A 26,854-nucleotide genomic window follows, 5' to 3' on the forward strand; every position below is an offset into this window, starting at 1 on the left:
TCCGTGTGTCGTCAGCCCCTGGCCCAGACCGTCGGCCGCCGCCAGGGGAGGCGTCATCAGTTGGCCACGATGTTGAGCAGCTTGCCCGGCACGTACACGACTTTGCGCACGGTCAGACCGTCGGTGAACTTCTGTACGGACGCATCGGCCATGGCCAGCTTCTCGACGTCGGCCTGGCTTATCTCGGCCGGCACGGTCAGTTTGCCGCGCATCTTGCCGTTGATCTGCACCACCACCAGCTTCTCGGTCTCGACCATGGCCGCTTCATCAGCCACCGGCCAGGCCGCGACATCGATGTCCCCTTCCTTGCCCAGCATCTTCCACAGCTCGAAGCCGATGTGCGGGGTGATGGGGTAGAGCATGACCACGACCGCTTCCAGCGCTTCCTGCATCAGGGCGCGATCCTGAGCGTCGCTGCCCAGTTTGGCCAGGTTGTTCATCAGCTCCATGATGGCAGCGATGGCGGTGTTGAAGGTCTGACGGCGACCCACATCGTCGCTCACCTTGGCGATGGTCTTGTGCAGCTCGCGGCGCACGGCTTTCTGGTCGCTGGTGAGGGCGGCGACGTCCAGTGCGGCAACGGCGCCACCGGATACGTGCTCGAAGGTGATGCGCCACAGGCGACGCAGGAAGCGCTGGGCACCTTCCACGCCGGAGTCGGACCATTCCAGGGTCATCTCGGCCGGGGAGGCGAACATCATGAACAGACGGACGGTATCGGCGCCGTAACGCTCCACCATCAGCTGCGGGTCGATGCCGTTGTTTTTGGACTTGGACATCTTGGTCATGCCGGAGTGCATCACTTCACGGCCTTCGAGGTCGACCGCCTTGGTGATGCGACCCTTGTCGTCACGTTCCACCTTGACGTCGAGGGGGCTGACCCAGACGTTGCCGCCCTTCTCATCCTTGTAGTAGAAGGCGTCAGCCAGCACCATGCCCTGGCAGAGCAGGCGCTTGAACGGCTCGTCGCTGTTCACCAGGCCCGCATCACGCAGCAGCTTGTGGAAGAAGCGGGCATAGAGCAGGTGCATACAGGCGTGCTCGATGCCGCCGATGTATTGATCCACCGGCAGCCAGTGGTTGGCAGCCGCCGGATCCAGCATGCCCTTGTCGTAGTCCGGGGAGCAGTAGCGGGCGTAGTACCAGGAAGACTCCATGAAGGTGTCGAAGGTATCGGTCTCGCGGAACGCTTCCTGGCCGTTGTAGGTGGTCTTGGCCCACTCGGCATCGGCCTTGATGGGGCTCTGGATACCGTCCATCACCACGTCTTCCGGCAGCAGTACCGGCAGTTGATCTTCCGGGGTCGGCACCACGGTACCGTCCGCCAGGGTCAGCATCGGGATGGGGGCGCCCCAGTAGCGCTGACGGGAAACCCCCCAGTCGCGCAGACGGTAGTTGACGGTGCGTTTGCCCTTGCCGAGCCCTTCCAGCTTGTTGGCGATGGCATCGAAGGCACCCTGGAAGTCGAGACCGTCGAACTCGCCGGAGTTGAACAGCACGCCCTTCTCGGTATAAGCCGCTTCGCTCACGTCGACGTCGCCATCAACCGGCTTGATCACCGCCTTGATCTCGAGGCCGTACTTGGTGGCGAATTCGTGGTCACGCAGGTCGTGACCCGGTACTGCCATCACGGCGCCGGTGCCATAGTTCATCAGCACGAAGTTGGCGACCCAGACCGGCACCTTGCGGCCATCCAGCGGGTGAATGGCGTAGAGACCGGTGGCCATGCCCTTCTTCTCCATGGTGGCCAGTTCAGCTTCGGCCACCTTGGTGTTCTTGCACTCTTCGATGAAGGCGGCCAGCTCCGGATTGTTCTGGGCTGCTTGCAGCGCCAGCGGGTGACCGGCGGCGATGCCCACATAGGTCACACCCATGAAGGTGTCCGGACGGGTGGTGTAGACCTCGAGGTGCTCGGCCTGACCGTCGATATTGAAGCTGATGTTGACCCCTTCGGAGCGGCCAATCCAGTTGCGCTGCATGGTCTTGACCATTTCCGGCCAGCCTTCCAGATTGTCGATGTCGTTCAACAGCTCTTCGGCGTAGTCGGTGATCTTGATGAACCACTGGGGGATCTCTTTCTGCTCCACCGGGGTGTCACAGCGCCAGCAGCAGTTGTCCACTACCTGCTCGTTGGCCAGCACCGTCATGTCGTTCGGGCACCAGTTGACGGAGGAGGTCTTCTTGTAGACCAAACCCTTCTCGTAGAGCTTGGTGAAGAACCACTGCTCCCAGCGATAGTAGTCCGGCTTGCAGGTGGCCAGCTCCCGATCCCAGTCATAACCCAGACCCAGCATCTTCAGCTGGTTCTTCATGTATTCGATGTTTTCGTAAGTCCAGGGCGCCGGCGCCGTGTTGTTCTTGATGGCGGCGTTTTCTGCCGGCAGGCCGAAGGCGTCCCAACCGATGGGTTGCAGCACGTTCTTGCCATTGAGCCGTTGATAACGGGAGATCACATCACCTATGGTGTAGTTGCGAACGTGCCCCATGTGTAGACGACCAGACGGATAGGGGAACATGGAGAGGCAGTAGAACTTTTCCTTGTCTACTTTCTCCACCGCCTTGAAGGTTTTCTTGGCATCCCAGTGCTTCTGCACTGCTGGTTCTATGGATTGGGGAACGTATTGCTCTTGCATTGGTGACATCCGGATCTGTGAAATGAATAGATAAAACGGCTGGGAAATCCCGATAGAATACCCATATCCTGCGGCGGCAACAACCGCCAGCATCCGCCCGGTCTCGGGCCAGGTCCGGTACCCGCGAGGATTTAGCGCCGCAAGAGCCGCGAGAGTCGCAACGAAGTGAGAATGGCAACCGCCGCCCGTATCCGCCGAGCCCGCGGTCAGGGTCTGGCTCGATCGGGATTCAGCAGAGGAGTGATGGCCATGGACAAACGTCGACAAGGGTATGAAGCCTTTATCGCCCAGCTCAAGAAGCAGTGGGAAGAGACGGAAGCGTTTCAGGGAGAGCGCCTCAACCGGATGATCGCCAAGGTGCAGGCATATCTGGAGGCGGCCGGGGATCTGACCCAGGACGAGCTGGCGCTGATCGCCGAGTATGTGAAGCGGGATCTGGGCAACTATGACGAAGGGCGCAAGGATGAGCAGGTGGAGGAGTCGGCCTTCATGCTGGCGCTCAAGGACACCGCCTGGTCCTGGCTGGCAGACGTGACCGACCGCACCCAGGTGGAGTGGCAGGAGTTGGCGGACGAGCTGGAACACAAGGGGGTCTACCGGGCGGGGGACTGGGTGGGACTCGGGGTGCTGGTGTGCGATCACTGCGAGTGGCGCCATACCGTGCTGCACCCGGAGCAGCTTGGCACCTGCCCCGAGTGCGGGGCCGATGAGTATCATCGCGAGCCGCTGTCTCCTTGAGCCACCAGACTGTGCCAAGCCATAAGCCAAACCATAAAAAGAGGCGCCCAAGGGCGCCTCTTTTGTTTATCGGCGTTGTGTGGTCTTAGCCCTTGCGTGCCCAGGGGTGGGCACGGGGGCGCAGCCACAGGGCCAGCCCCAGCAGGGCGGCGGCCAGGCCATACATGGGCCAGCTGCCAAAACGCAGATAGGGGGTCTGGCCGTGGGCGGGGCGTACCTCGGCACGCAATACTCCAGCCTCGAACTGCGGGATCTGGGCGATGATGCTGCCGTCTATCTCGGTGACGATGGTGATGCCGGTGTTGGTGTCGCGCAGCAGCGGGCGGGCCAGCTCGAGGGCGCGCATGCGGGCGATCTCCATGTGCTGCCAGGGGCCGATGCTGGTGCCGAACCAGGCGTCGTTGGAGACGGTCAGCAGAAAGTCGGTATCCGGCTGCACGTTGCGGCGCACCTCGTCCGGGAAGATGATCTCGTAACAGATGGCGGCTGCAAACTTGAGCCCCTTGGCGATCAGGTTCGGCTGCACCTCGTCACCCCGGCTGAAGGAGGACATGGGCAGGTTGAAGAAGGGGGCGATGGGACGCAGCAGATCTTCAAAGGGCACGAACTCGCCGATGGGCAGCAGGTGGTACTTGTAGTAGCGGTTCTTGTGCTCGTAGTAGTAGGACTCCTTGCCCTCAGCATCCTGCACCCCCATGCCGAGCACGGTATTGAAGAAGCGCTGCTGTTTCAGATCGTAATGGATGATCCCCGCCAGCAGGCCGGTGTCGTTCACCTTCATCGCCTTGTCCAGGCTCTCCAGATAGGTACCCATCTCCTTCTCAATGGCCGGGATGGCGGACTCCGGCCAGACGATGATGTCGGCATCCTGGTTCTCGCGGCTGAGATCCTGATACTTGCGCACGGTCGGCACCAGGGCCTCCGGATCCCACTTGAGGGACTGCTCGATGTTGCCCTGCACCAGCGCGACCTTGACCGGCTCACCCCGGGTCACCCAGTTGAGCTGCATCAGCCCCTGGGCGGCGCCCACCAGGGCGACGGGGAGCAGCAGCCAGGCCGGCTTGCGGTGCTGCCATACCAGCCAGAGGGCGGAGGCGGTGAGCAGCAGGGCGAGGGTGATGCCCTGCACCCCGAGAAGGGGAGCGAAGCCCTTGAGGGGGCCGTCTATCTGGGTGTAGCCGAACCAGAGCCAGGGGTAGCCGGTCATCACCCAGCCCCGCAGCCAGTCGGCCATCAGCCAGAGCGCCGGGAAGGCGAGCAGCCAGCGGCTCCAGTGGCGGCCGGCAAAGAAGCGGGCGAAGAGCCAGCAAGCCAGGGTCGGGTAGAGGGAGAGATAGGCGCAGAGCCCGGCCAGCAGCACGAAGGCGGCCGGCAGCGGAATGCCGCCAAACTCCGTCATGCTGACGTGGATCCACCACTGCCCGGGCAGGAACAGACCCATGGCGTAGCCGAAGCCGCGCCAGGCTGCCTGTTTGGGGGTGGCCTTGTCCAGCAGGGCGTAAAGGCCGAGCAGGGAGGGGATCACCAGGGGCCAGTAGCCGAAAGGGGAGAAGGCCAACACGGCGATGGCGCCGCTGGCAATGGCAAACAGGCTGGTCAGGAGTTTCGATTTCACGGGGGATCGGGGCTCGAATTGGACTGAATGGAAACACAATGGCCGACATCTTAACCGCAAACCGGGTCAACGGCGAGCCTCGCGGTCGGCGTGGGTCCAGGGGCGGTCGCGCGGCGGGAGAGAGGCAAAAAAAGCGCCCCTGACGAGAGGGGCGCGGGATGTGCGTGGTGCTGGGCGGGATCAGGACTCCGGCTGCGCCGCCGCATGATGCTCGGGGATCTTCACCTGCAACTGTTGCAGGCGACGGCGATCGGCGTGCATCACCTTGAACAGGTAGCCGTCGAGTTCGATCTCTTCACCCTTCTTGGGCAGGTGGCTGAAGGCGTGCATCACCAGACCACCGACGGTGTCCACCTCTTCATCGCTGAATTGGGTGCCGAAGAAGTCGTTGAAGTCCTCGATCTCGGTCAGCGCGCTCACCGAGAAGACCCGCTTGCTGATGCGGCGGATCTCTTCCGGCTCGTCCTCGATGTCGTCGAACTCGTCGTCAATCTCGCCGACGATGAGCTCCAGAATGTCCTCGATGGTCACGAGGCCAGAGACACCGCCAAATTCGTCCACCACGATGGCCATGTGGTAGCGCTCTTCCCGGAACTCCTTGAGCAGGCGATCGACCCGCTTGCTCTCGGGCACGATCACCGTGGGACGCAGGATCTTCTCCAGATGGAGCGGCTCGCTGGCATGCTGGCCGCCAAAACCGAACGGCAACAGATCCTTGGCGAGCAAGATGCCCTCCACGTGATCCTTGTCTTCGTTGATCACCGGGAAGCGGGAGTGGCCGGATTCGATGATGACCGGCAGGAACTCGTCCACCGGCTGGGACTTCTCGATGGTCACCATCTGGGAGCGGGGGATCATGATGTCACGCACGCGCAGCTCGGCAATTTCGAGCACGCCCTCGATCATGTCCTTGGTGTCCTGATCGATGAGGTCCCGCTCTTCGGCATCGGCGATGACCTCTACCAGATCATTGCGGTCTTTTGGCTCGCCCTGGAAGAGTTGGCTGAGTTTGTCGAGCCAGGTTTTCTTCGGCGAGCCGGTACTAGGGTGATCGTCGGTCATTTTCTCTCTTGGTTACTCGTATGAACACACTTGAAATCGTTGTGGCTATATGAGGATGGGCATCGGCTGTTTCAAGACGATGACCATCCGGTTCGTTACTCTTCGTCGTTCAGATAAGGATCGGCGAAGCCCAGTTCCTGCATGATGTCGCGCTCGAGCTGCTCCATCTCCTCGGCTTCCTCGTCCTCGATATGGTCATAACCTAGCAGATGCAGACTGCCATGCACAACCATGTGAGCCCAGTGGGCCATCAGGGGCTTGCCCTGTTCGACGGCTTCGGCCTCGACCACCTGGCGGCAGATCACCAGATCCCCGAGCAGGGGCAGCTCGAGACCCGGTGGCGCCTCGAAGGGGAAGGAGAGCACGTTGGTGGGCTTGTCCTTGCCGCGATAGGTGTGGTTGAGCTCGCGGCTCTCCGCCTCGTCCACCAGGCGCACCGTCACCTCGGCCTCGGGCTGGAAGCCCAGAATGGTGCCGTCGAGCCAGCCTTGCAGCTGGGCCTCGGTCGGCAGGCCGTCCGGGCTGGCGCAGGCCAGTTGCAGATCCAGGGTCACGCTCATTGGGCACTCTCTTTGCTGGTGTTCTCGTTGCGGGGAGTGGCTGCGCTCTTCTCGGCCGCCTGCTGGGCATCGAATGCCTCGTAGGCCTGCACGATGCGGGCCACCACGGGATGGCGCACCACGTCCTTGGACTCGAAGAAGTTGAAGGAGAGGCCATCGACCCCCTGCAACACTTCCAGGGCGTGGCGCAGACCGGATTTGGTGCTGCGAGGCAAGTCCACCTGGGTGATGTCGCCGGTCACCACCGCTTTGGAGTTGAAGCCGATGCGGGTCAGGAACATCTTCATCTGTTCCGTGGTGGTGTTCTGGGCCTCGTCCAGGATGATGAAGGCGTCGTTGAGGGTGCGGCCGCGCATGTAGGCGAGCGGCGCCACCTCGATGACGTTGCGCTCCATCAGCTTCTCCACCCGCTCGAAGCCCAGCATCTCGAACAGGGCGTCGTAGAGGGGGCGCAGGTAGGGGTCCACCTTCTGGGAAAGATCGCCGGGCAAGAAGCCGAGCTTCTCACCGGCTTCCACCGCCGGGCGGGTCAGCAGGATGCGGCGGATCTCCTGGCGCTCCAGGGCATCCACGGCGGCGGCCACGGCGAGATAGGTCTTGCCGGTCCCGGCGGGCCCGATGCCGAAGCTGATGTCGTGGCGCACGATATTGGCGATGTACTGGGCCTGGTTCGGGCTGCGGGGCTTGATGAGACCGCGCTTGGTCTTGACCGTGACCTCCTTGCCATACGGCAGGGAAGGGGCGGGTTCGTCGTCCTGCTCCAGCACGCGGGACTCCTGCACCGCCAGGTGCACCATCTCGGGGGTGATGTCGCTCACCTTGCTCCCCTTGAGGGGCTGGGTTTCCACATAGAGGTGCTTGAGGATGACGGCAGCCGCCTCCACCTGGGCCTGCTTGCCGATCACTTGGAAGTGGTTGTCCCGGTAGCTTATCTCGATGCCGAGACGTCGCTCCAGCTGCTTGAGGTTGTCGTCAAAGGGTCCGCACAGGCTGGCGAGGCGCTGGTTGTCGGCGGGTTCCAGATGCAGATTCAGGGTGGAGATGTGTCGGCTCAAGGTGTCCTCTTATCGGTTGTTCCCCCGCCACGGGGCGGGGGAGAGAGTCATCAATGGGGTCTGAAGGCCGCAACGCCCAGATCATCGGGCACGTTGTCAGGACGACGGGCGAGGATCTCGCTCGGGGCTGTGGCGATGCGCAGGTTCATTTCGTCCTCGCCGCGGATGAAGCGGCCGCGCAGGGAGTAGGGGCGTACGTCGGTGATCTCCACGTCGGCGAAGCCGCCGATGAGGCGGTGCGGCCCCTCGAAGTTGACCACCCGGTTGTTCTCGGTACGGCCACTGAGCTGCATGGGATCCATCTTGGAGGGCCCCTCCACCAGGATGCGCTGCACCGAGCCCAGCATGGAGCGGCCTATGAGCATGGACTGGTGATTGATGCGGTTTTGCAGTCGGGTCAGACGGGCCTTCTTCACTTCCATGTCGACGTCATCGGGCAGGTCCGCGGCCGGGGTGCCGGGGCGCGGGCTGTAGATGAAGCTGAAGCTCATGTCGAAGTTGATCTCCTCGATGAGTTTCATGGTGGCCTCGAAGTCTTCGTCCGTCTCGTTCGGGAAGCCGACGATGAAGTCGGAGCTCATGGTGATGTCGGGACGCACGGCGCGCAGGCGGCGGATCTTGGACTTGTACTCCAGCACGGTGTGCGGGCGCTTCATCATGGTCAGGATGCGATCCGAGCCGCTCTGGATGGGCAAGTGCAGGAAGCTGACCACCTCGGGGGTATCACGATAGACCTCGATGATGTCGTCGGTGAACTCGACCGGGTGGCTGGTGGTGTAGCGAATGCGGTCGATGCCGTCGATGGCAGCCACCAGGCGCAGCAGTTCGGCGAAGGTGCAGACCTCCCCGTCGAAGGTCGGCCCCCGGTAGGCGTTGACGTTCTGGCCGAGCAGGTTCACTTCGCGCACCCCTTGCTGGGCGAGCTGGGCGATTTCATAGAGCACGTCATCCAGCGGTCGGCTCACCTCCTCGCCACGGGTGTAGGGCACCACGCAGAAGGAGCAGTACTTGGAGCAGCCTTCCATGATGGAAACGAAGGCGGTCGCCCCCTCGGCACGGGGTTCGGGCAGGTTGTCGAACTTCTCGATTTCGGGGAAGGCGATGTCCACCTGGGCACCGCGCCCCTCCTGCACCTGCTTGATCATGGTCGGCAGGCGGTGCAGGGTCTGGGGTCCGAAGACGATGTCCACATAGGGCGCCCGGCTGCGCAGGTTCTCCCCTTCCTGGGAGGCGACGCAGCCGCCCACCCCGATCACCAGCCCCGGTTTTTTCGCCTTGAGCTTCTTCCATCGACCGAGCTGGTGGAACACCTTCTCCTGGGCCTTCTCGCGGATGGAACAGGTGTTGAGCAGCAGCACATCTGCCTCTTCCGGCTCCTCGGTAAGCGTGTAGCCATTGCTGGCATCCAGCAGGTCCGCCATCTTGGACGAGTCGTACTCGTTCATCTGGCAGCCCCAGGTCTTGATATGAAGTTTCTTGCTCATTGCTTCTCGTGACTGGTTTTGAAATCGGCAGGGTCAAAGGACCGGCCATTTTACTCCGCAATCCCGGTGCTGACCAGTCTGGGGCCGCCCGTCGCCATCAGGGCCGGCTTGTCGTCGGCAATTGCGCATCCCCCTCACTGTTTCTGCCGCCTCCTTGCGTTATCATGCCCCATTCGGTTCGGCCCTTGCCCCTTATCGCGGGGACTCCTTGCAGGAATCAAGTTATGGAACAGTGTGATATTGCCATCGTCGGCGCCGGCATGGTGGGTGCCGCCACCGCCTGCCTGCTGGCGGCAGAGGGGCTCTCGGTGCGGGTCATCGAGACCCGGTTGCCCGAGCCCTATGCCCCCGAGCAGCCGCTGGATCTGCGGGTTTCCGCCATCAGTCAGGCCTCGGTGGCGCTGCTGACCCGGGCCGGTGCCTGGCAATATCTGCAGCAGATGCGGCTGTGCCCCTATCGCCGGCTGGAGACCTGGGAGCTGGACGGCTTCGCTACCCGCTTCGACGCGGTGGATCTCGGGCTGCCCCAGCTCGGCTACATCATCGAGAACCGGCTGATCCAGCTCGCCCTGCTGAAAAGGATGGAGGATTTCCCGACCATCCAGACCCATACCCCGGCGGCGGTGACGAGTCTGCGCCAGAGTGCGGATGACGCCGTGCTGACCCTGGATGACGGCACCGAGCTGCAGGCGCGCTGGGTGCTGGCCTGCGATGGTGCCGAATCCCACACCCGGCGACTGGCCGGCATCGGGGTGTCGCGTTTCGAGTACCGCCAGCACTGCATGCTGATCAACATCGACACCGATTTTGCCCAGGAAGACATCACCTGGCAGCAGTTCACCCCGAGCGGCCCGCGCGCCTTCCTGCCGCTGCCGGGCCGCCATGGCTCCCTGGTCTGGTATGACAGCCCGGCCCGCATCCGGGCGCTGGCCGCCATGAGCAACGAGGCCCTGGCCGTCGAGGTGCGCCGCCACTTCCCGAGCCGCCTTGGCGGTTTCACCGTGACGGCCAAGGGGAGCTTCCCCCTGGTGCGCCGCCACGCCAACGACTATCACGCCGGGCGAGTGGTGCTGCTCGGGGATGCGGCCCACACCATCAACCCGCTGGCGGGGCAGGGGGTCAACCTCGGTTTCAAGGACGTGGCCTGCTGGGCCGGGTTGCTCGGCAAGGCGGGGGCACAGTGGCATGAGCTGGCGCTGGCCAGGCGTTACGAGGGGCGACGCCGCCCTGACAACCTGCTGATGCAGTCGGGGATGGATCTCTTCTACGGGGTCTTCAGCAACGAGATAGGCCCCCTCAGGCTTGCCCGCAACCTGGCGCTGAATCTGGCGGACAAGGCGGGCCCCCTCAAAGAGATGGCGCTACGCTATGCGCTTGGGCTGGTATGAGGCAGTGCGTGGCACTGCCAGGTGCCAATCGGGTGGCATATCAATCCGTGTGATGGTGCCAGCCGGTTTTTTATATGGCCGCGAGGAGTGATCCTGGCGGCGCAGGGGCAAAACGGCCTCAGGCAAGGGGGGAGTACACCATGAACAAGGCATTGCTGGTGATCGATTTCATCAACGACATCGCCCACCCGGACGGGCGCATCGCCGCCTCGGCGGCCCAGGTGATCGAGCAGGACGCCATTGCGCACGCCAACCAAGCGCTGGCTCATGCCCGCGCTCACGGCTGGCTGGTGGTGCTCATCAAGGTGGGGTTTGACGAGGGCTATCTGCTGCAACCCAAGGGCTCCCCCATGTTTGGCCGTGCCCGGCAGTTCGGGGCCCTCTCCCTGGCGGACAGCGGCACCGACTTTCACCCGGAGCTCGATGTGCAACCCGGGGATCTGGTGCTGACCAAACCCAGAGTCAGCCCCTTCTACGGCACGGCGCTGGAGCCTGCGCTACGGGCCAATCGCATCGAGCATCTCTATGTGTGCGGCGTGAGTACCAGCTGGGCCATTCAGGGGGCAGTGCGAGATGGTCACGATCGGGACTACGCCATCACCATCCTGGAGGATGCCTGTGCGGCGGCGGATGCCGCAGAACACCAGGCTTCCCTGCGCATGCTCGGTCGCATTGCCGAGATCATCAAGGTCGCGGAGCTGGCGGAGCGGGACTGAGCCCGGCCATCCTCTCCTGCAGGCATCTCATGCACCTCATGCGGGCTCGGGGTGCGTTTCTCTCACCATGGCGAGGAAGCGATCCCGGATGGGATCGGCAAATTCCGGGTTCCACACCAGGCTGATTTCCCATTCCGACCAGGGGCCGGAGAGGGGGTAGAGGGTCACCTCCTTGCCCGCGATGAACCCCACGCTGCGCGGCAGGATGGCGTTGCCGATACCGGCGGCCACCAGGGCCACCAGGGTCTGGATGTCTTCCGCCTCCTGGATGAGACCGGTCAGCCGGTTGGCACCGAGGAAGCGGACGATCTGCTGGCTGAGACCCGGGCAGCGATGGCCCACCATCTGCAGCAAGGGATCGCGGATCAGCGCCCGCTCCAGGTCGAAGTCCGGCCCTGCCACCCGGGTGGGGACGGCCAGCACCAGTCTGTCCGTCAGCAGCCTGTGTTCCCTCAGCTGCGGCGCATCAGGCCGTCGCATGAAGCCCAGTTGCAGCCTACCCGCCAGCAAGTGCTCCTGCTGGATGGCGGAGGTGGTGTCCCGCAGGTGAACCAGCACGTCGGGGGCCTGCTGCTTGAAACGGGCCACCAGGGAGGGGGCCAGTGCGAAGCTGGAGAGCCCGAACCCGATGTTGAGGCGTCCGGCGGCACCGCTTGCCAGCGCCAGGGCATGCCGCTCGAATCCCTTGCCGTGATCCACCAGAGCCCTGGCCTGGGGCAGCAACTGGAGGCCGATGGCGGTCAGCTCGGCCCCGTGGCGGCCCCGGTTGAACAGGGTGCTGCCGAGGGCCTGCTCCAGCCCCTGGATCTGCTTGGTCAGGGCCGGTTGCGTCACAAAAAGCCGGCTGGCCGCCTCCCGGTAGTTGGCACTCTCGGCCAACATGACGAAGGCCTGCAATTGTCTCAGGTCGAATCTCATTCCATTTGGTTATCAAATGTGGCGATTTATTGATTATAAATTATCTAATCTCCTTGTTCTAATGGTCTCGAAACGGGCCTGCTTGCCCGCGGTTCAGCCACAAGGAGTCATGTCATGTCGAGCGAACGCTATCTGTTTTTGATCAAGGGGAGCCTGGTGATGGCTCAGCCGCTGGCCGCACCGGAGACCGGGGAGCTGCTGACCAGTCTGTTGCAGCAGGGGTTCGTCGTCGCCCCCTTGCCGGTGTGGGCCAGCAATGCGGAGCAGGCGCTCGCCTGTTACGAGGCCGCTGCCCAGCGGCAGGTCTTCGCCGATGCGCTGGCGGGGAGAGCCCTGTGAGCGCGGTGCGCGTGAAGGCCGCGGCCCTGCTGCTGGACATGGACGGGACCCTGGTCCACTCCACCGGCGACGTGGAAGTCGTGTGGCGGCGCTGGTGTCAGCACCATGGGCTGGATCCCGCTCCCGTGCTCGCCGTGTGTCACGGCGTGCGCTCACGGGAGGTGATAGGGGCCCTGGCCCCCCAGCTGGACATGGCAGTGGAGGTGGCCCTGCTCGACGATCTGGAGATGGAATACGCTGCGGCGCCGATGCCCCTGGACGGTGCCCGGCGACGGCTCGAACAGCTGCCGTCGACGCGCTGGGCGCTGGTGACTTCCGCAAGCCGGAGGGTGGCAGAGCACCGGCTGCTGCACGCCGGATTGCCGCTGCCCCGTCTCCTGGTGTGTGCCGGTGATGTGGTACGGGGCAAGCCGGATCCCGAGCCTTATTTGCTGGCTGCCAGCCGGTTGGGACTGGCTCCGGCCGATTGCCTGGTGTTCGAGGATGCGCCAGCGGGCATCGCCAGCGCCCTGCAGGCGGGTTGCCAGGTGGTGCAGATGGGGGGAACAAGGCGGTATGACGACAGGCTCAAGGGCTGGCTGCGGGACTGGCGCGGGATCGAGATCGAGGTGGCACCGGACGGGCTCCATCTTCATCTGCCCGCCCCGCTGCTGGCAGAGGCAGGATGATGACGACAAGGGGCACGCCATTCAGGCGCCGCAAGATTGCCCGATGCTGGGGGAAGCCTGCTCGGCCGAATAACGTTCCACCCGGTTGCGGCCATTGTGCTTGGCCAGATAGAGCGCCTGATCGGCGCGAGAGAGCAGCTCGTCCAGATTGAAGGGGCCCTCTCTCTGGGAGGCGATACCGATGCTGACCGTGATGCAGACGGCGGGCTCGGCTCCCTTTTCTTCCCCTGGCTGCGCGACGATTTTTCGCAGCCGCTCGGCCACCGCCATGGCCTGCTCCTCGCTGAGGCCGGGCCAGATGGCCACGAACTCCTCTCCCCCCAGGCGACAAAAGAGATCCCCCGGTCGAAGCTGGTCGCGCACCCGGGCCGCGAAGCCGCTCAACTGGTTGTCCCCCTCTTCGTGACCGTGACGATCATTGATGCGTTTGAAATGATCGATGTCCAGCATGCAGATCGCCACAGGGTAGCGCTGCACCGTGAGGTGCTGGAGCAGTTCATTGGCGGCCGACCAGAAGCCGGCCCGGTTCAGCGCACCGGTCAGGTGATCGTGGTGGGCCAGGTGTTTCATCTCCCGCAGCAGGCTGTTGCGGGCCGCCATGATGCTGGCGGCGGTCAGGGGGGTGAGAGCGATCAACATGACCCCTATCCGGACGGAGAACATCCAGTACTGGGTCTGGACATCGTGATTGATGACGAGGTGGCCGTTTGAGAGGGCGATCAGGATCAGGGTGCTGTAACTCAGGGTCAGCAGGCTGGTGGCGAAGACGGAGTAGGTGACGGCGCACCAGAGCAGCGCCGGTACCGGGAAGGCGATGGATCCCGGCCCCTCGACGAGCAGGGTGAGCAGCAGGGAGGCCACCAGGCTCAGCAGCGGCATCAATCTGGCCCAGGAGAACTCGGTGCGGTAAAGGAGGGTGCGCCAGGGGGGCACGCTGTCATGGGGAGGCAGTGTCAGGAGCACCGGCAGTATGGTCATGTAGTTCACCAGCTCGCTGGCAAACCAGAAGCCCAGCCCGTAGAGCGGGGGGCCCAGAGACAGGATGGGATTGATGATGGCGCCGACCACGCCGGCGGCGAGGGAGGCGGCCAGGGTGTTTCGCAACAGGAGCACGAGGGAGGTGGGGCGCCTGAGGAGCTTGTCGGCAGGCGCGAGCCGATGCATCAGCAGATACCCGACGCCGATGCCGGCCAGGTTGCCGCAGGTCAGCAGGATGGTTTTGAACAGGGGCTCGCCGGTGAAGAGGGCGGCGAGAAAAAAGCCCAGTATGCCGCCGGCCCAGCCCGCCGGTGTGGCCAGGCGTGGATAGCGCACCATGCAGCCGAGCAGGACCGCATTGGCAGGCCAGAAGGCCGCCAGCAGGTTGGGGGGGCGGGTGAAGATGCCGATCAGCGAGAACAGCAGTACCAGGGCGGCGACACACAACAGAGCGGACAAGGGCGTCAATGTGCATGAGGTACGTTGGCGTGCGATGTCCCCCATGGGGACCTCCTGACAAGAGAGCGTTTGTTCAGAGTATGGCTGGCACGTGACAAGGGTGAACGAGGGGGAGAGAAGAAAACGCCCCCTGGTGGAGGGGGCGTGAAGGCTTACTTGAAGACCCGGAAACGCACGTCGTCGTCGATGAAGGTCTTGTCGCCGGCAGGTTGCTCTATGCTGCCAAAAGGCATCTGGGCACGAAGCAGCCAGCTGGCGGGCAGGTCCCACTCCTTGCGCACCGCATCGTCGATGAGCGGGTTGTAGTGTTGCAGGGAGGCGCCGATGCCCTCCTGGGCCAGGGTGGTCCAGACCGCGAACTGGGCGATCCCGGTGGCATGTTCGGACCAGATGGGGAAGTTGTCGGCATAGAGAGCGAATTTCTGCTGAAGATCCTCGATGACGGCGGTGTCTTCGAAGAAGATCACGGTGCCAGCCCCGGCGCGGAAGCTGCCGTTGATCTTGGCTTCACTCTGGGGATAGGCCTCCGGCGGCACTATCTTCTTGAGCTCCGCCTTGACGATGTCCCACAGCTTGTGGTGCTGCTCGCCGAACAGGATGACGGCGCGGGAACTCTGGGAGTTGAACGAAGAGGGGCTGTGCTTGACGGCATCCTTGATGAGGGCGGTCAGCTGGGCCTCAGAGTGGGTCACCCGGTTGCCCAGGGCATAGATGGTACGACGTGCTTTGATCTGTTCGATAAACGGACTGCTCATAACATCTCCTTGGTTGATGAATCATCACCGCCAGCGTTGCCGACAAAGGTCATCTGGCTCCGATTTCTCGAGCCATCGACTATATCACCTTGCGGGCAATAAACCGTCAACGACGAGTAATGACTGTTTCTACTTTTTATGGATATTCACATGACGGATGTGAATATGGCCGTGAGACACCTTGATATCTTTTTTATCATTAGCAGTGGATGTTAATGACTTCAATCAATATCTTTTGCAGATTTTTAATCTATAAAATTCATCCAATATGACATTTTATAGAGGGTGGCATGACGGCGGCGCTGATCAAGGAACGCTATTACATACTGACTCCGCTGTCGTTTCTCCTGGGAGGGCTGGTGCTGATCGCCACTCTGTTGCTGGCGGCAGCCAGCTACCTGAGCAGCATCGACAAGACAGTGGCGGGTTACGGTCACATGCTGGCCGCCCTCGACGCCACCCTGCTCCAGGACATGGCGCAGGACAACCGCCGCCAGCTTGGCGTGCTGGAGGCGTCCCTGGACAAGCAGGCCATCGCTGCCGGGGCATCGGCCATCAATCCCATCTGGGCCATTGCTCATCAGTTCAAGTACGACGCCCATTTCCTCTATTTCTACAACGCGCGCACCCATCGGCTCGACAGCTATCCCGACTGGCAGCAACCAGAGGGCTACCGGGCACAGGCGCGGCCCTGGTACCAGACCCTGTCCGGCGAGGGCGATGATCTCGTCTGGTTCGGTCCCTACCCGGAGTTCGATTCGGTCCGGCAGGTACTGACCCTCATCAAGCGGGTCAAGGATCATGAGGGGCAACTGCTTGGACTGCTGATGGTGGACATGTCGTTCAGCGCCTTGCAGAGGGCGTTGCACCGGGCGGTGGGTGAGGATCCGGTGGCCCTCTACATCACCGAGCGCAAGGGCGGCAAGCTGGTGGTGGGGCACAATTTGTCGCTGTTGCCGCCCCGCCTAGAGCGGGAGACGCAGGCGGCCGGCCTGGACGGGTTCTGGGCAGGTCGCCACCTGCAACACGCTCTGGAGGGGATGGAGTGGGATCTCAACGTCTATCTCCCCCCCTCCCATTTTCATGAAAACCTGCAAGACACCCTGCTGATGGTGGTGCTGCCCGCCCTGGCATTGCTCTGCATCTGGCTGTGCAGCCTGTGGTTTCTGGTGCGGATCTTTCGCCAGGAGCAGGCGCTGGTGCAGGGCTCGCTCAGCGGCCTCATCCAGGATGAGGCGCGAAAGGAGATCCAGCGGCGTCAGCGAACCTGGTTCGTGCACGGCAGCCTGGGGGAGATAGAACAGGTGCGAAACAGCCTGCTGCAAGGGCAGGATGCCCTGCTCCACGACCCTCTCACCGGCATCCTGAACCGGCGAGCCTTCGATCAGCAGCGGGCCGGGCTGGAGCAGGCGGGGAGGCCCTACTGGCTGGTGCTGTTCGATGTGGACAACTTCAAGCGCGTCAACGACAGCTGGGGACACGGTGTGGGGGATGCGGTGCTGTTTCGGGTGGCCACCATCATGGCGAGAACCCTGGGGGATGAGCAGGTCTACCGCATCGGGGGCGATGAATTTGCGGCCTTGCTGCCCTGGGAGCAGGCGGAGGTGGAATGCCGCCTGACCCACCTGCTCGGTCGGGTGAAGGCTCTGAAATGGCGGGAGTTCGCCGACGCCATCACCCTGAGCGCCGGCGGAGCGCGCTATCCGGATGATGCCCTGACGCTGCTCGAGCGGGCGGATGCCTGCCTGTACGAGAGCAAGCACCAGGGGCGGGATTGCTGGCATCTGGCGGCGTCGTCGCCCGTTGACGGGGAGGTTGTGACAGTATCTGTCTGACGGTGATTGCTGCAAAAAAGGGCCTTTGGGCCGGGAAAAGGGTCATGACGGGGATGATTTCTCGTGTGACCTTTTTTTTTGATGTGGTTTCAGGTGGTTAGCCTGCTTTCTTGCATCGTGTCGCGAACCGGAGACAGGGAGGGCTGGCCGTGAGGTGCCCCTTGCGGCAGTGGCGCAGGTCAGGGGGCTTTGTATAGTGCAGGGAAAATAATCAATCATCAGGTTTGACAGGAGTACCCCATGAAAATGAAACCGTTTGGCATGAGCGCACTGGCGCTGCTGGGGGCGTTGCTGTTGGGCACAGGACAGGTGCAGGCATCCGAGACCCTCAATACCATTCTCGGCGGCGGAGCCGGCGGGGTGGCGGGCACCATGATCGGCAAGGAGCTGGGTGGCGACACCGGCGCCCTGGTGGGGGCCGCCCTGGGGGGCGCGGCTGGTGGTGCGGCCACGGCCAATAGGGGCAACAAGAACGAAGCTGCGCTCGGCGGCGCCGTCGGTGCCCTGGGCGGGGCAGCCATCGGCAAGAGCGTCGGTGGCAGCACGGGCCAGCTGATCGGCGCCGGTATCGGTGGTGCAGGTGGCTCCGCCATCGGAGCCAGGACCGGGGATGGTCACGAGAGCCGCGGCGATCGCTATTACGATGACAGGCGCTATCACAAGCACCACAAGAAACACAAAAAGCACCGCAAGCACAGATGGCATGACGACTGATGCCGCGGCAAGCTGATCGACAAAAAGGGGCCTTTGGCCCCTTTTTTTGATCCCGCTGTCGGCCCGTGAGGGGTGGCGAGCGGCCTCTTACACCAGCCGGTGCTGGCGCCTGCCAAGGGAGAAGGCGTTGATGTTGTCGATGAGCTGATCCGCGAGGCGCTGCATCGACTCTTCGCTGGCCCAGGCCACGTGGGGAGTCAGGATGAAATTGGGGTAACGCAGGGCCTGCATCAGGGGGTGATCCGGAGGCGGCGGCTCGACGCTCGCCACATCGAAGCCGGCGCCCCCCAGACGGCCGTTGCCGAGGGCTTCGAGCAGCGCCTGCTCGTCCACCAGGCCGCCACGGCCCACGTTGATGAGCAGGGCACCCGGTTTCATCAGGGCCAGCTCCCGCTCCCCGATGAGATGGCGGGTGTAGGGGGTGAGCGGGCAGTGCAGGCTGATCACATCCGAACTTTGCAACAGGGCATCCAGGGGCAGCCTGTCGTCATCCCCCGGGGAGCCGACCTGGCTCTGGGCATAGTAAACCTCCATCCCGATGGCGTTGGCCCGCTGTCCCAGCGCCTGTCCCAGGGTTCCCTTGCCGATGATCCCGAGGCGCTTGCCATGCAGATCCGTGATGGGGTGGTCGAAGAAGCAGAACTGGCCGCTTTGTTGCCAGCGCCCCTCCAGCAGGGACTGGCGCCAGGCGAACAGGTTGCGCGACAGGGCGAGCATCAGGGCCATGGCGTGCTCGGGGACGGAAGGGCCCGAGTAGTTGCGGATATTGCACACGGCGACATTGGCGGCGCGGCACGCCTCCAGATCCAGGTTGTCGCTGCCGGTGGCGGCCAGGGCGATCAGGCGCAGTTCGGGCAGCTGGACCAGTTCATCGGCCCCGATGCGCACCTTGTTGATGATGGCGATGCTGGCGCACTTGAGCCGCTCCACCACCTGATCCGGTGCCGTGGTCGGGTAGCTTTGCCAGTGATGGGGAAAATCGGGGCGGCGCAGATTGATGCCGGTGTCCAGGGTGTCGCTGTCGAGAAACACGATTTGCTGCATGAAGCCTCCTGCCATTGGTTCGGACATGATGCCAAACATGGAGGGCGGCTGACCAGCGCGGTGGCATCGGGTCAAGTCCGATGGGGAAGGCAAAAGGCGGGTGGCTGTGCCTCGGAGGGACTCAGATCCAGCCCAGGTGCGTCAGCCAGCCCTGGATGCGGCCCGGCGTCTCCTCCAGATCCATCAGGGCATAGGGGCGGTAGTTGAGCTTGTGGCTGCGGCGGCTCTCGCTTCTGCGGGCTTCGGCCGCCAGCAGGGGCCAGCGTCCTCCCTCCTCCTGATAGAGATCCAGGGTAGGGATGCTGCCCTGGGCTATCTGCTTGGCGAGGGTCTGGTTGCTCAGCTGGTTGGGGAAGAAGCCGTCGAGCAGCACCAGGGCATCGGGGGCGGGCAACTGCTCGCTGGCGATGAGGTTGGCGGCCCAGGCGGCGCTGGTACCCTGGGCCAGCAGCAGCTTGAAGCCCCCCTCCTGCAGCTTGGCATCCCCCAGCTTGCTGATGCGGGAGGCAAACTGCTTGCGAAAATCGTCGATGACCTGCTGTTTCTTCTCGGCGGCGGGGTCGAGCTCGGTCTGCTGCGGCGAGGGGAGCAGCAGCAGGGTATCGAAACCGAGGCGCCCCAGCTCCCGGGTCAGTTGCCACAGCTGGCCGCTGCGCTGCCAGTCGGGCAGCAGGATGACCAGACCCACGTAGTTGTCGCTGTCGTGCTTGGCAAACAGTACCTGTTGCTTGTCCACCCTGGTGCTGTCGGGTATTCCCTGCCAGTCGCTGCTCTGCCAGTAGTCGGGGGGAACCAGGGGGGCTGGATCCGGGGCGGCGCCTGACGGTGCCTGCCCGGCGCCGTGGGCGGCAAAAGCAAGCAGGGTCAGCAGCAGATAGGGGCGAAATGTCATGGGGGATCCTCCAGCACTCCCTCATAGCGGCCTCGCCGGGGGTTTCTTTAGGGCAAGGGCGCACATCGGCATCGGCGGTGGCGAAGAGGGTCTGACCGGCGGGCCGGACACGGGGCCAGGATTGTTCCAAATGGCAAAGCATTCCCGGTTTTGATTGTTCCATCCTGTGACCCATACATGGTTCAGTAAGGGCAGGCAGACAGGGGGCCGGGGCATGTCGTCACTGGCCGCAGGCGGAGAATTCTCCCCCCTGTCTCGTCAGAACGAGAGATTCACCCTCACTTTCCATCGACAGGGAGCGTTATCGCCATGAGCACCTTGGTTCACTTGCCCATCCTCGACCTGAGGCAGCTGGATGCCTCGCCCGACGCTCGGGCCGATTTTCTGGCATCGTTGCGCGATGCCGCGAGAGAGACGGGATTTTTCTACCTGACCGGCCACGGCATCGATCCCGAGCTGCAACAGGAGGTACAGCAGCTGTCGCGGGCCTTCTTTGCGCTGCCTCTGGCGGCCAAGCTGCAGGTCGCCATGATCCACTCTCCCCATTTTCGTGGCTACAACCGACCGGGGGCAGAGCTGACCCGGGGTCAACCCGACTGGCGAGAGCAGTTTGATATCGGTGCCGATCGCCCTGCCTTGCTGCGCGCGGCGGGCGACCCGCCCTGGTGGCGGTTGCAGGGGCCGAATCAGTGGCCGGAGGCGCTGCCGACACTGCAACCCGTGCTGACGCGCTGGCGTGGGCAGATGACCCGCATGTCCCGTACCCTGCTCGGGGCTTTTGCCGAGGCGCTCGCACTGTCGCCAGATGCCTTCGATGCCTTGCACGGAGAGCGTCCCAACGAACATATCAAGCTGATCCGCTATCCCGGTGAGCGGGGCGCCACCCAGGGGGTCGGTCCCCACAAGGATTCGGGCTTCCTGAGCTTCCTGCTGCAGGATGACCAGCCCGGCCTGCAGGTGGAGGTGGCGCCGGATCACTGGATCGACGCGCTCCCGCTCCCCGGCACCTTCGTGGTCAACATCGGTGAGCTGCTGGAGCTCGCCAGCAACGGCTACCTGCGGGCGACCGTGCACCGGGTGGTGCCGTCGGCGCCGGGGCAGGAGCGTCTCTCCATCGCCTTCTTCCTGGGGGCCCAGCTCGACGCCGTGGTGCCCGTCTATCCGCTGCCCGAGGCTCTGGCCCGTGAAGCCAGGGGGCCTGCCACCGACCCGCACAATCCGCTGCTGCGGGAGGTGGGCTGGAACTACCTCAAGGGGCGGCTGCGTTCCCACCCTGATGTGGCATTGCGCCACCATGCCGATCTGTTGCCGGCGCCCCGGGCGCTGGCGGTCGGCGAAACCACCCATTGATTGCATGGCAAGGAGCACAAGATGAACAAGCACGGACTGTTTTCCCTGAGCGGCCTGGTATTGGCCCTCGGACTCTCTCTCTCCGCCCAGGCAGCCCAGGCGCTGCGGGTTGCCGCGGATCCACTGCCCCATGCGGATATCCTCGGCGAGGTGAAACGCCAGGACCCTTCGCTGGATCTGCAGGTGATCGAGCTTAGCGGCGGCATCAATGCCAATGCCCTGTTGGTGGCGGGTGATGTGGATGCCAACTACTTCCAGCACGTCCCTTACCTGCGGGATCAGGAGAAGGCGCTCGGCACCGAGCTGGTGGTGGCCGCGACCGTACACGTGGAGCCTCTTGGCATCTATTCGAAGAAGTTCAAGCACCTGAGGGAGGTACCGGAAAAGGCGGTGATCGCTCTGCCCAACAATGTCACCAACCTGAGCCGGGCCCTCTATCTGTTGCAGCACGAGGGGCTCATCACCCTCAAGGCTGGCCATGAAGATCCGGCGCGGGATCTGGCGACGGTGCACGACATCGCCACCAACCCCAAGGCGCTCAAGATCCTGGAGATCGAGGCGCCGCAGCTGCCGCGCTCCCTCGACGACGTGGAGCTGGCGGTGATCAATGGCAACTATGCCCTGGAGGCGGGGCTGGAGCCTGCTCGCGATGCCCTGGGGCTGGAGAGCGCCCAGAACAATCCCTACGCCAACATCCTGGTGACCACCCCGGCGCTCAAGGATGATCCGCGGATCCGCCAGTTGGCGCGGGATCTGGAGTCCAGGGCGATCGCCGACTTCATTCGCAAGAGCTACAAGGGGTCGGTGATCCCGGTGGCCGGGCGGCAGTCATGATAGTGCTGGAGGGGCTCGGCAAGCAGTACCCGGGGCACGGGCAACCCGCTCTGGAGGGGGTGTCGCTCGAGATCCCGGATGGGGCCATCTACGGCATTCTCGGGCGCAGCGGCGCGGGCAAGAGCACACTCATTCGTTGCCTCAATCTGCTGGAGCGGCCAAGCCGGGGCCGCATCCTGTTCGATGGCCGCGACATCACGGCCCTGGAGGGGGCGGCCTTGCGCCGCCACCGTCAGGGGACCGGCATGATTTTCCAGCACTTCAATCTGCTGCACGCCCGCAGCGTGGAGGAGAACGTGGCAGTCCCGCTGGAAATCGCCGGTGTGGCGCGCCGGGAGCGGGCTGCCCGGGTCAGCGAGCTGCTGGAACTGGTGGGGCTTGGCGAGCACCGTCGCGCCTTTCCCTCCCAGTTGTCGGGGGGGCAGAAGCAACGAGTGGGCATCGCCCGCGCCCTGGCCGCCAATCCGCGCCACTTGCTCTGTGACGAGGCGACCAGTGCCCTGGATCCGGAGACCACGGAGTCGGTGCTGGCGCTGCTTGCCGACATCAACCGCCGCCTCGGGATCACCATAGTGCTCATCACCCACGAGCTGGAGGTGGTCAGGGCCATCTGCGATCACGCGGCATTGCTTGAACGGGGTCAGCTGGTGGAAAGCGGCGCTCTGGGCACCCTGCTGGCCAACCCCGACTCCCGCGTGCGGCAGGCCCTGTTGCCGGATCCCGAGATCCTGCGGCGTTTCATGGCGCGTCACGGAGTCACAGAGGAGGTGCGTTTATGCAGAGTCGCCTGAGTGCCGATGCCTTGCTCGAACTGATGTATCAGGGGTCGCTCGAAACACTCTACATGGTGGGAGTGGCGGCCGTGTTCACCCTGCTGCTGGGGTTGCCGACCGGGGTGCTGCTGGTGGTGACCCGTCCCGGGGGCGTGCTGCCCTTGCACCGTCTCAACATGGTGCTGGGGATCGGTATCAACATCGGGCGGTCGCTCCCCTTCGTGGTGCTCCTGATCGCCCTGATCCCCCTGACCCGGCTGGTGGTCGGCACCTCACTGGGCAGCACCGCCGCCATCGTCCCCATCACCCTGGGGGCCTTCCCCTTCTTTGCCCGGGTGGTGGAGAGCGCCCTCGATGAGGTGGACAAGGGGCGCGTCGAAGCCGTGCTCGCCATGGGGGGCAGCGGCTGGCACGTGGTCGTCAAGGCGCTGCTGCCCGAGGCCTTGCCGGCGCTGCTGGCCGGACTCACCCTGACGGTGGTGATGCTCATTGGCTTCTCCTCCATGGCAGGGGTGGTCGGTGGCGGCGGGCTCGGGGATCTGGCGATCCGCTACGGCTACCAGCGCTTTGATGACAAGGTGATGGCAGGGACAGTGGTCATGTTGCTGCTGCTGGTGCAACTGGTACAGGGGGTGGGGGACAGGCTGGTGCGGGCACTGGCCCATCGCCGCTAGGGTCACGGCTTCTCATCAGGCCGGCCGTGAGGTACCAGCCAATAAAAAAGCGAGCCTGGGCTCGCTTTTTTTGCAATCACATCAAGGGGTCAACTTAGTTGACGCGACGCTTGAATTCACCGGTACGGGTGTCGATTTCGATCTTGTCACCGATCTCCACGAAGGCGGCAACGGCCAGCTCGTAGGAGGTGCCCTTCAGGCGGGCAGGCTTGGTCACTTTACCGGAGGTGTCGCCACGGGCGGCCGGCTCGGTGTACTCGACTTCACGCACGATGGTGGTCGGCAGTTCTACGGAGATGGCTTTCTCGTTGTAGAAAGTCACTTCGCAGAGGTCTTCCATGCCGTCTACCAGGTAGTTCAGGGCATCACCCAGGTTGTCTTTCTCGACGTCGTACTGGTTGTACTCGGTGTCCATGAAGACATACAGCGGGTCGGAGTAGTAGGAGTAGGTGCACTCTTTACGCTCCAGCTGAACGACTTCCAGCTTGTCGTCGGCCTTGAAGACGGTCTCGGTGGCGCTGCCGTTCAGCAGACCCTTCAGCTTCATCTTGACCACGGCGGAGTTACGGCCGGATTTGTTGAATTCAGCCTTCTGGACCACCATCGGCTCGGTGCCGATCATGACTACGTTACCAGCGCGGATTTCCTGTGCGGTTTTCATGTAAAAAATTCCTGTTCGTGAAACGGACGGATAAAAACTGCCAGATTATATACGGCTTTCTAAAAATTTCACCAACCTCGTGACGAGATCCCCGTCCGCCAGCAGCCTCTGTGGCCAGGTGCGCCCATGTTGCTGCCATATGGCCGCGTATTGCGGCCATTGTGCCCAGAGTTCACCGGTGTGTTCCCCCCGGTTGAGGGCATGGTTGAAGCGGCGCAGCCACTGACCGGCCGGCGCTGGCAAGGGGGAGAGGTAGTGGTCGAGAAAACCGTCCAGCTTGACCATGTGGGCATCCTCTTCCTGCTGGTAGATATGCCAGAGGAAGGGGCGCCCCGCCCACTGGGCCCGCACGAAGGAGTCCTCCCCGCGCACCAGGTTGAGATCGCAGCTCCACAGCAGGCGATCGTAACCCCTCTGATCGGTCATCGGCAGCAGCTTGATGGTGAGGTTGCCCGCCTGGAGCAGATCTCCGGCCCGGGCACCGGGAATGGCCTCTGCCAGCCCTGCGCCGATGAGCACGTCGTCGAGGGAGCGCCCCAGCGGCAGCAGCAGGGTGACGGGGGTGACGCTCTGGCGCCAGCCCTCGACCAGGCTCCTGAGCGCCTCGCTCTCGTAGGTGAAGAGGCTGACCCGCAGCTCGTCTTCTCGTTGGGGTGGCAGGCCGAGGCTGGCCCAGTAGGCAGTCAGTCCCGCTTCATCCTGTTGCCAGCGCTCGCGCTCGACGATGAGGCCTCGCTCGCACAAGAGGCCGCCCGTTTTCTGCGTGAAACCCGGGAAGAAGAAGTACTTGTCGAGGCGCCGGCTGCCGACCTGCTGGGGCGAGGCGAGGCCATGGCAATCCTCGACCCAGCTCTCGGCCGAGAGGTACTCCAGGTTGATCCAGCAGGGGGGCGTGGTCTGCTCGGCCATGCGTTCGATAAAGGGGGCGGGCAGCTCGCAGGCAAACGCCTCGATGACCACCCTGGCCGGGGTCATGTCGGCGGGGAGGCGCTCGTGCCAGTGCTGGACATAGATGCCATCGACCCACTGACCGTCCTGTGCGGGGTCGAGCGCCGGGCAGATGCGGGCGAAGCTAGCCAGATCGTCCACCCAGAGCCGCACCTGCACCTCACTCTTCTGCGCCGGGAGCGCGCCTTCCTGTTTGAGCTGGCGGGCGAGTCGCCAGGTGACGCCGATGTCACCGAAGTTGTCGACGACGCAGCAGAAGATGTCCCAGTCGAAGGGGGGGAGAGGGCTTGTCATGGCGCAGGATCCCAGATGCAAAAAAACCGGTGCGCAGGGTAGCACACCGGTTGGTCGGCTTCTAACCGTCAGCGCGTGACGGGGTCTGTGGCAGGTTACTCCTTGCCGTAGACGTTGTTCTCCTGCTCGCGCACCCGGATGAAGGTGGTGCGTTTGGTGAGCTCTTTCAGCTGGCTGGCGCCGACGTAGGTGCAGGTGGATCGCACGCCCCCCAGGATGTCGCGCACCGTGTTCTCCACCGGGCCGCGGTAGGGCAGAAGCACGGTTTTGCCTTCGGAGGCGCGATACTCGGCGACGCCGCCGGCGTGCTTGTCCATGGCGCTGGCCGAGCTCATGCCGTAGAACTTCATGAAGGGCTCGCCATCGACCTCGACGATTTCACCGCCGCACTCTTCGTGAGCGGCCAGCATGCCCCCCAGCATCACAAAGTCGGCACCGCCGCCAAACGCCTTGGCCACATCCCCCGGGCAGGTGCAGCCGCCGTCACCGACGATCTGGCCACCCAGGCCGTGGGCCGCATCGGCACACTCGATGATGGCGGAGAGCTGCGGGTAGCCGACCCCGGTCTTGACCCGGGTGGTGCAGACCGAGCCCGGGCCTATGCCCACCTTGACGATGTCGGCGCCGGAGAGGATCAGCTCCTCCACCATCTCGCCGGTCACCACGTTGCCCGCCAGGATGACGTGGTTCGGGCAGGCCTCGCGGATCTTGCGCAGAAACTCGACGAAGTGCTGGGAGTAGCCGTTGGCCACGTCCACGCAGATGAAGCGCAGGGCGCTGGACATCGCGAGGATCTGGCGGGTCTTGGTGAAGTCCTCCTCCGAGGTGCCGGTGGAGACCATTACGTGGCCCAGCAGGGCCGGGTCGGTCTCATTGACGAAGGTTTGCCACTGCGCAAGGCTGTAGTGCTTGTGCACCGCCGTCATCATCTCGAAGCTGGCCAGGGTACGCGCCATGGCGAAGCTGCCGACGGTATCCATGTTGGCGGCGATGACGGGCACGCCCTGCCATCGGGTCTGGGTGTGCTTGAAGGTGAACTGGCGGGTCAGGCTGACTTGGGAACGGCTCTTGAGAGTAGAGCGCTTGGGGCGAAACAGGACATCCTTGAAACCGAGCTTCAAGTCTTCTTCGATACGCATTGCGAATTCCTTATTGAGCCTTGTGTGAGAGCTCACTTTGCAGTGGCAACTTTTCGGCAGGCGCAAAAAAACCGGTGGTTTTCAGGCCCTCCGGTTTACAGCAGTGTAGGCAAAAATCCCGTCAGAACAAGACTGATAATTCACGCACCGCTGTGGTAGCCTTTGGCGTCACAACCTGAGGATGGCCGCCAGCGTCATCCAGCACCCTGTTCTCCCCTCGTTTTCCTGCTGCATTCCCCACTCACGCGCCGTGCCCGGCATGGATTGTCGCCTGTTGGCACCGCGTCCAGAGCCCGCTCCCCTGCACGCCAGAATCCGGTTGACCCGG

25 protein-coding genes are annotated in these 26,854 nt (G+C 63.7%); 11 read left to right on the plus strand and 14 right to left on the minus strand.

Annotated elements, in window-relative coordinates:
- Positions 1-56 precede the first annotated feature (56 nt).
- Entirely contained in the window at positions 57-2,633 is a 2,577-nt protein-coding gene (gene leuS / locus AB5Y53_RS16485; protein ID WP_368182586.1) for a leucine--tRNA ligase, read from the minus strand.
- 249 nt (positions 2,634-2,882) lie between these two features.
- Here leuS and AB5Y53_RS16490 point away from each other — a divergent pair, with 249 nt between their 5' ends.
- The gene (locus tag AB5Y53_RS16490; protein ID WP_041215952.1) at positions 2,883-3,371 is read left to right on the plus strand and encodes a zinc ribbon-containing protein; all 489 of its coding nucleotides are present in this window, start codon (positions 2,883-2,885) and stop codon (positions 3,369-3,371) included.
- Positions 3,372-3,456: 85 nt separating this feature from the next.
- Here AB5Y53_RS16490 and lnt read toward each other — a convergent pair whose 3' ends face one another.
- The 5 genes from lnt to miaB form a co-directional block, all read right to left on the minus strand.
- Complete coding sequence (gene lnt / locus AB5Y53_RS16495; protein ID WP_042014505.1) at positions 3,457-4,986, minus strand: apolipoprotein N-acyltransferase; 1,530 nt, start codon at positions 4,984-4,986, stop codon at positions 3,457-3,459.
- A 180-nt stretch (positions 4,987-5,166) separates the two neighbouring features.
- On the minus strand, positions 5,167-6,048 hold the full coding sequence (gene corC / locus AB5Y53_RS16500) for a CNNM family magnesium/cobalt transport protein CorC (RefSeq protein WP_368182587.1): 882 nt from the start codon (positions 6,046-6,048) through the stop codon (positions 5,167-5,169).
- Between the two features lie 95 nt (positions 6,049-6,143).
- On the minus strand, positions 6,144-6,608 hold the full coding sequence (ybeY, locus tag AB5Y53_RS16505) for an rRNA maturation RNase YbeY (RefSeq protein WP_039041101.1): 465 nt from the start codon (positions 6,606-6,608) through the stop codon (positions 6,144-6,146).
- The gene (locus AB5Y53_RS16510; protein ID WP_010673771.1) at positions 6,605-7,663 is read right to left on the minus strand and encodes a PhoH family protein; all 1,059 of its coding nucleotides are present in this window, start codon (positions 7,661-7,663) and stop codon (positions 6,605-6,607) included. The genes ybeY and AB5Y53_RS16510 overlap by 4 nt, the downstream gene beginning before the upstream one ends.
- Positions 7,664-7,713: 50 nt before the next feature.
- Positions 7,714-9,147 (minus strand): tRNA (N6-isopentenyl adenosine(37)-C2)-methylthiotransferase MiaB, encoded by a 1,434-nt coding sequence (gene miaB, locus AB5Y53_RS16515; protein WP_201968651.1) that lies wholly within the window; start codon positions 9,145-9,147, stop codon positions 7,714-7,716.
- A 224-nt stretch (positions 9,148-9,371) separates the two neighbouring features.
- Between miaB and AB5Y53_RS16520 the strand changes: the two genes are divergently transcribed.
- Both AB5Y53_RS16520 and AB5Y53_RS16525 read left to right on the plus strand, forming a co-directional pair.
- Positions 9,372-10,535 (plus strand): FAD-dependent monooxygenase, encoded by a 1,164-nt coding sequence (locus tag AB5Y53_RS16520; RefSeq protein ID WP_180911435.1) that lies wholly within the window; start codon positions 9,372-9,374, stop codon positions 10,533-10,535.
- A gap of 140 nt (positions 10,536-10,675) precedes the next feature.
- On the plus strand, positions 10,676-11,251 hold the full coding sequence (locus AB5Y53_RS16525) for a cysteine hydrolase family protein (RefSeq protein ID WP_042014506.1): 576 nt from the start codon (positions 10,676-10,678) through the stop codon (positions 11,249-11,251).
- Between the two features lie 36 nt (positions 11,252-11,287).
- Here AB5Y53_RS16525 and AB5Y53_RS16530 read toward each other — a convergent pair whose 3' ends face one another.
- The gene (locus AB5Y53_RS16530; protein WP_368182589.1) at positions 11,288-12,169 is read right to left on the minus strand and encodes a LysR family transcriptional regulator; all 882 of its coding nucleotides are present in this window, start codon (positions 12,167-12,169) and stop codon (positions 11,288-11,290) included.
- A gap of 114 nt (positions 12,170-12,283) precedes the next feature.
- On the opposite strand from AB5Y53_RS16530, the gene AB5Y53_RS16535 reads away from it, so the two are divergent.
- Entirely contained in the window at positions 12,284-12,508 is a 225-nt protein-coding gene (locus AB5Y53_RS16535; protein WP_010673776.1) for a hypothetical protein, read from the plus strand.
- Positions 12,505-13,176, plus strand: a complete 672-nt coding sequence (locus AB5Y53_RS16540) for an HAD-IA family hydrolase (protein WP_368182590.1) — start codon at positions 12,505-12,507, stop codon at positions 13,174-13,176. The genes AB5Y53_RS16535 and AB5Y53_RS16540 overlap by 4 nt, the downstream gene beginning before the upstream one ends.
- A gap of 21 nt (positions 13,177-13,197) precedes the next feature.
- Here AB5Y53_RS16540 and AB5Y53_RS16545 read toward each other — a convergent pair whose 3' ends face one another.
- Positions 13,198-14,658, minus strand: a complete 1,461-nt coding sequence (locus AB5Y53_RS16545; protein ID WP_368182592.1) for a diguanylate cyclase — start codon at positions 14,656-14,658, stop codon at positions 13,198-13,200.
- A 107-nt stretch (positions 14,659-14,765) separates the two neighbouring features.
- Positions 14,766-15,368, minus strand: coding sequence for a nitroreductase family protein (locus AB5Y53_RS16550; RefSeq protein ID WP_368182594.1), 603 nt, complete (start codon positions 15,366-15,368; stop codon positions 14,766-14,768).
- A 290-nt stretch (positions 15,369-15,658) separates the two neighbouring features.
- On the opposite strand from AB5Y53_RS16550, the gene AB5Y53_RS16555 reads away from it, so the two are divergent.
- Both AB5Y53_RS16555 and AB5Y53_RS16560 read left to right on the plus strand, forming a co-directional pair.
- Positions 15,659-17,203 (plus strand): diguanylate cyclase, encoded by a 1,545-nt coding sequence (locus AB5Y53_RS16555; protein WP_368182595.1) that lies wholly within the window; start codon positions 15,659-15,661, stop codon positions 17,201-17,203.
- 240 nt (positions 17,204-17,443) lie between these two features.
- The gene (locus tag AB5Y53_RS16560; protein ID WP_039041096.1) at positions 17,444-17,917 is read left to right on the plus strand and encodes a YMGG-like glycine zipper-containing protein; all 474 of its coding nucleotides are present in this window, start codon (positions 17,444-17,446) and stop codon (positions 17,915-17,917) included.
- Between the two features lie 87 nt (positions 17,918-18,004).
- Here AB5Y53_RS16560 and AB5Y53_RS16565 read toward each other — a convergent pair whose 3' ends face one another.
- A complete protein-coding gene (locus tag AB5Y53_RS16565) occupies positions 18,005-18,961 on the minus strand; it encodes a D-2-hydroxyacid dehydrogenase (RefSeq protein ID WP_368182597.1) in 957 nt (318 codons plus the stop codon).
- A 121-nt stretch (positions 18,962-19,082) separates the two neighbouring features.
- A complete protein-coding gene (locus AB5Y53_RS16570; protein ID WP_039041094.1) occupies positions 19,083-19,853 on the minus strand; it encodes a DUF3530 family protein in 771 nt (256 codons plus the stop codon).
- 309 nt (positions 19,854-20,162) lie between these two features.
- Between AB5Y53_RS16570 and AB5Y53_RS16575 the strand changes: the two genes are divergently transcribed.
- The 4 genes from AB5Y53_RS16575 to AB5Y53_RS16590 are packed head-to-tail and all read left to right on the plus strand — an operon-like array spanning position 20,163 to position 23,484.
- Positions 20,163-21,203, plus strand: coding sequence for an isopenicillin N synthase family dioxygenase (locus AB5Y53_RS16575; RefSeq protein ID WP_368182598.1), 1,041 nt, complete (start codon positions 20,163-20,165; stop codon positions 21,201-21,203).
- A gap of 21 nt (positions 21,204-21,224) precedes the next feature.
- Positions 21,225-22,037, plus strand: coding sequence for a MetQ/NlpA family ABC transporter substrate-binding protein (locus AB5Y53_RS16580; protein WP_368182600.1), 813 nt, complete (start codon positions 21,225-21,227; stop codon positions 22,035-22,037).
- Positions 22,034-22,828: a methionine ABC transporter ATP-binding protein gene (locus tag AB5Y53_RS16585; protein WP_010673786.1), complete on the plus strand. Its 795-nt coding sequence runs from the start codon at positions 22,034-22,036 to the stop codon at positions 22,826-22,828. Before AB5Y53_RS16580 ends, AB5Y53_RS16585 begins: the two co-directional genes overlap by 4 nt.
- Positions 22,813-23,484, plus strand: a complete 672-nt coding sequence (locus AB5Y53_RS16590; RefSeq protein ID WP_368182601.1) for a methionine ABC transporter permease — start codon at positions 22,813-22,815, stop codon at positions 23,482-23,484. Before AB5Y53_RS16585 ends, AB5Y53_RS16590 begins: the two co-directional genes overlap by 16 nt.
- 94 nt (positions 23,485-23,578) lie before the next feature.
- Here the strand turns inward: AB5Y53_RS16590 and efp are convergent, their stop codons facing one another.
- The 3 genes from efp to AB5Y53_RS16605 all read right to left on the minus strand — a co-directional run bounded on the left by efp (position 23,579) and on the right by AB5Y53_RS16605 (position 26,526).
- On the minus strand, positions 23,579-24,145 hold the full coding sequence (gene efp, locus AB5Y53_RS16595; RefSeq protein ID WP_010673788.1) for an elongation factor P: 567 nt from the start codon (positions 24,143-24,145) through the stop codon (positions 23,579-23,581).
- A gap of 45 nt (positions 24,146-24,190) precedes the next feature.
- Positions 24,191-25,387 (minus strand): elongation factor P maturation arginine rhamnosyltransferase EarP, encoded by a 1,197-nt coding sequence (earP, locus tag AB5Y53_RS16600; protein WP_368182603.1) that lies wholly within the window; start codon positions 25,385-25,387, stop codon positions 24,191-24,193.
- Between the two features lie 95 nt (positions 25,388-25,482).
- The gene (locus tag AB5Y53_RS16605) at positions 25,483-26,526 is read right to left on the minus strand and encodes a GMP reductase (RefSeq protein ID WP_010673790.1); all 1,044 of its coding nucleotides are present in this window, start codon (positions 26,524-26,526) and stop codon (positions 25,483-25,485) included.
- Positions 26,527-26,854: the final 328 nt, after the last annotated feature.

Origin of the sequence: Aeromonas sp. R7-5 (assembly GCF_040908015.1) — a bacterium.
Classification (GTDB): Bacteria; Pseudomonadota; Gammaproteobacteria; order Enterobacterales; family Aeromonadaceae; genus Aeromonas; species Aeromonas caviae.

Coding starts and splice junctions, on each gene's coding strand:
- leuS (WP_368182586.1), bottom strand. CDS start 2,633: ATGCAAGAGCAATACGTTCCCCAATCCATAGAACCAGCAGTGCAGAAG.
- AB5Y53_RS16490 (WP_041215952.1), top strand. CDS start 2,883: ATGGACAAACGTCGACAAGGGTATGAAGCCTTTATCGCCCAGCTCAAG.
- corC (WP_368182587.1), bottom strand. CDS start 6,048: ATGACCGACGATCACCCTAGTACCGGCTCGCCGAAGAAAACCTGGCTC.
- ybeY (WP_039041101.1), bottom strand. CDS start 6,608: ATGAGCGTGACCCTGGATCTGCAACTGGCCTGCGCCAGCCCGGACGGC.
- miaB (WP_201968651.1), bottom strand. CDS start 9,147: ATGAGCAAGAAACTTCATATCAAGACCTGGGGCTGCCAGATGAACGAG.
- AB5Y53_RS16520 (WP_180911435.1), top strand. CDS start 9,372: ATGGAACAGTGTGATATTGCCATCGTCGGCGCCGGCATGGTGGGTGCC.
- AB5Y53_RS16525 (WP_042014506.1), top strand. CDS start 10,676: ATGAACAAGGCATTGCTGGTGATCGATTTCATCAACGACATCGCCCAC.
- AB5Y53_RS16530 (WP_368182589.1), bottom strand. CDS start 12,169: ATGAGATTCGACCTGAGACAATTGCAGGCCTTCGTCATGTTGGCCGAG.
- AB5Y53_RS16535 (WP_010673776.1), top strand. CDS start 12,284: ATGTCGAGCGAACGCTATCTGTTTTTGATCAAGGGGAGCCTGGTGATG.
- AB5Y53_RS16545 (WP_368182592.1), bottom strand. CDS start 14,658: ATGGGGGACATCGCACGCCAACGTACCTCATGCACATTGACGCCCTTG.
- AB5Y53_RS16550 (WP_368182594.1), bottom strand. CDS start 15,368: ATGAGCAGTCCGTTTATCGAACAGATCAAAGCACGTCGTACCATCTAT.
- AB5Y53_RS16555 (WP_368182595.1), top strand. CDS start 15,659: ATGACGGCGGCGCTGATCAAGGAACGCTATTACATACTGACTCCGCTG.
- AB5Y53_RS16560 (WP_039041096.1), top strand. CDS start 17,444: ATGAAAATGAAACCGTTTGGCATGAGCGCACTGGCGCTGCTGGGGGCG.
- AB5Y53_RS16565 (WP_368182597.1), bottom strand. CDS start 18,961: ATGCAGCAAATCGTGTTTCTCGACAGCGACACCCTGGACACCGGCATC.
- AB5Y53_RS16570 (WP_039041094.1), bottom strand. CDS start 19,853: ATGACATTTCGCCCCTATCTGCTGCTGACCCTGCTTGCTTTTGCCGCC.
- AB5Y53_RS16575 (WP_368182598.1), top strand. CDS start 20,163: ATGAGCACCTTGGTTCACTTGCCCATCCTCGACCTGAGGCAGCTGGAT.
- AB5Y53_RS16580 (WP_368182600.1), top strand. CDS start 21,225: ATGAACAAGCACGGACTGTTTTCCCTGAGCGGCCTGGTATTGGCCCTC.
- AB5Y53_RS16585 (WP_010673786.1), top strand. CDS start 22,034: ATGATAGTGCTGGAGGGGCTCGGCAAGCAGTACCCGGGGCACGGGCAA.
- AB5Y53_RS16590 (WP_368182601.1), top strand. CDS start 22,813: ATGCAGAGTCGCCTGAGTGCCGATGCCTTGCTCGAACTGATGTATCAG.
- efp (WP_010673788.1), bottom strand. CDS start 24,145: ATGAAAACCGCACAGGAAATCCGCGCTGGTAACGTAGTCATGATCGGC.
- earP (WP_368182603.1), bottom strand. CDS start 25,387: ATGACAAGCCCTCTCCCCCCCTTCGACTGGGACATCTTCTGCTGCGTC.
- AB5Y53_RS16605 (WP_010673790.1), bottom strand. CDS start 26,526: ATGCGTATCGAAGAAGACTTGAAGCTCGGTTTCAAGGATGTCCTGTTT.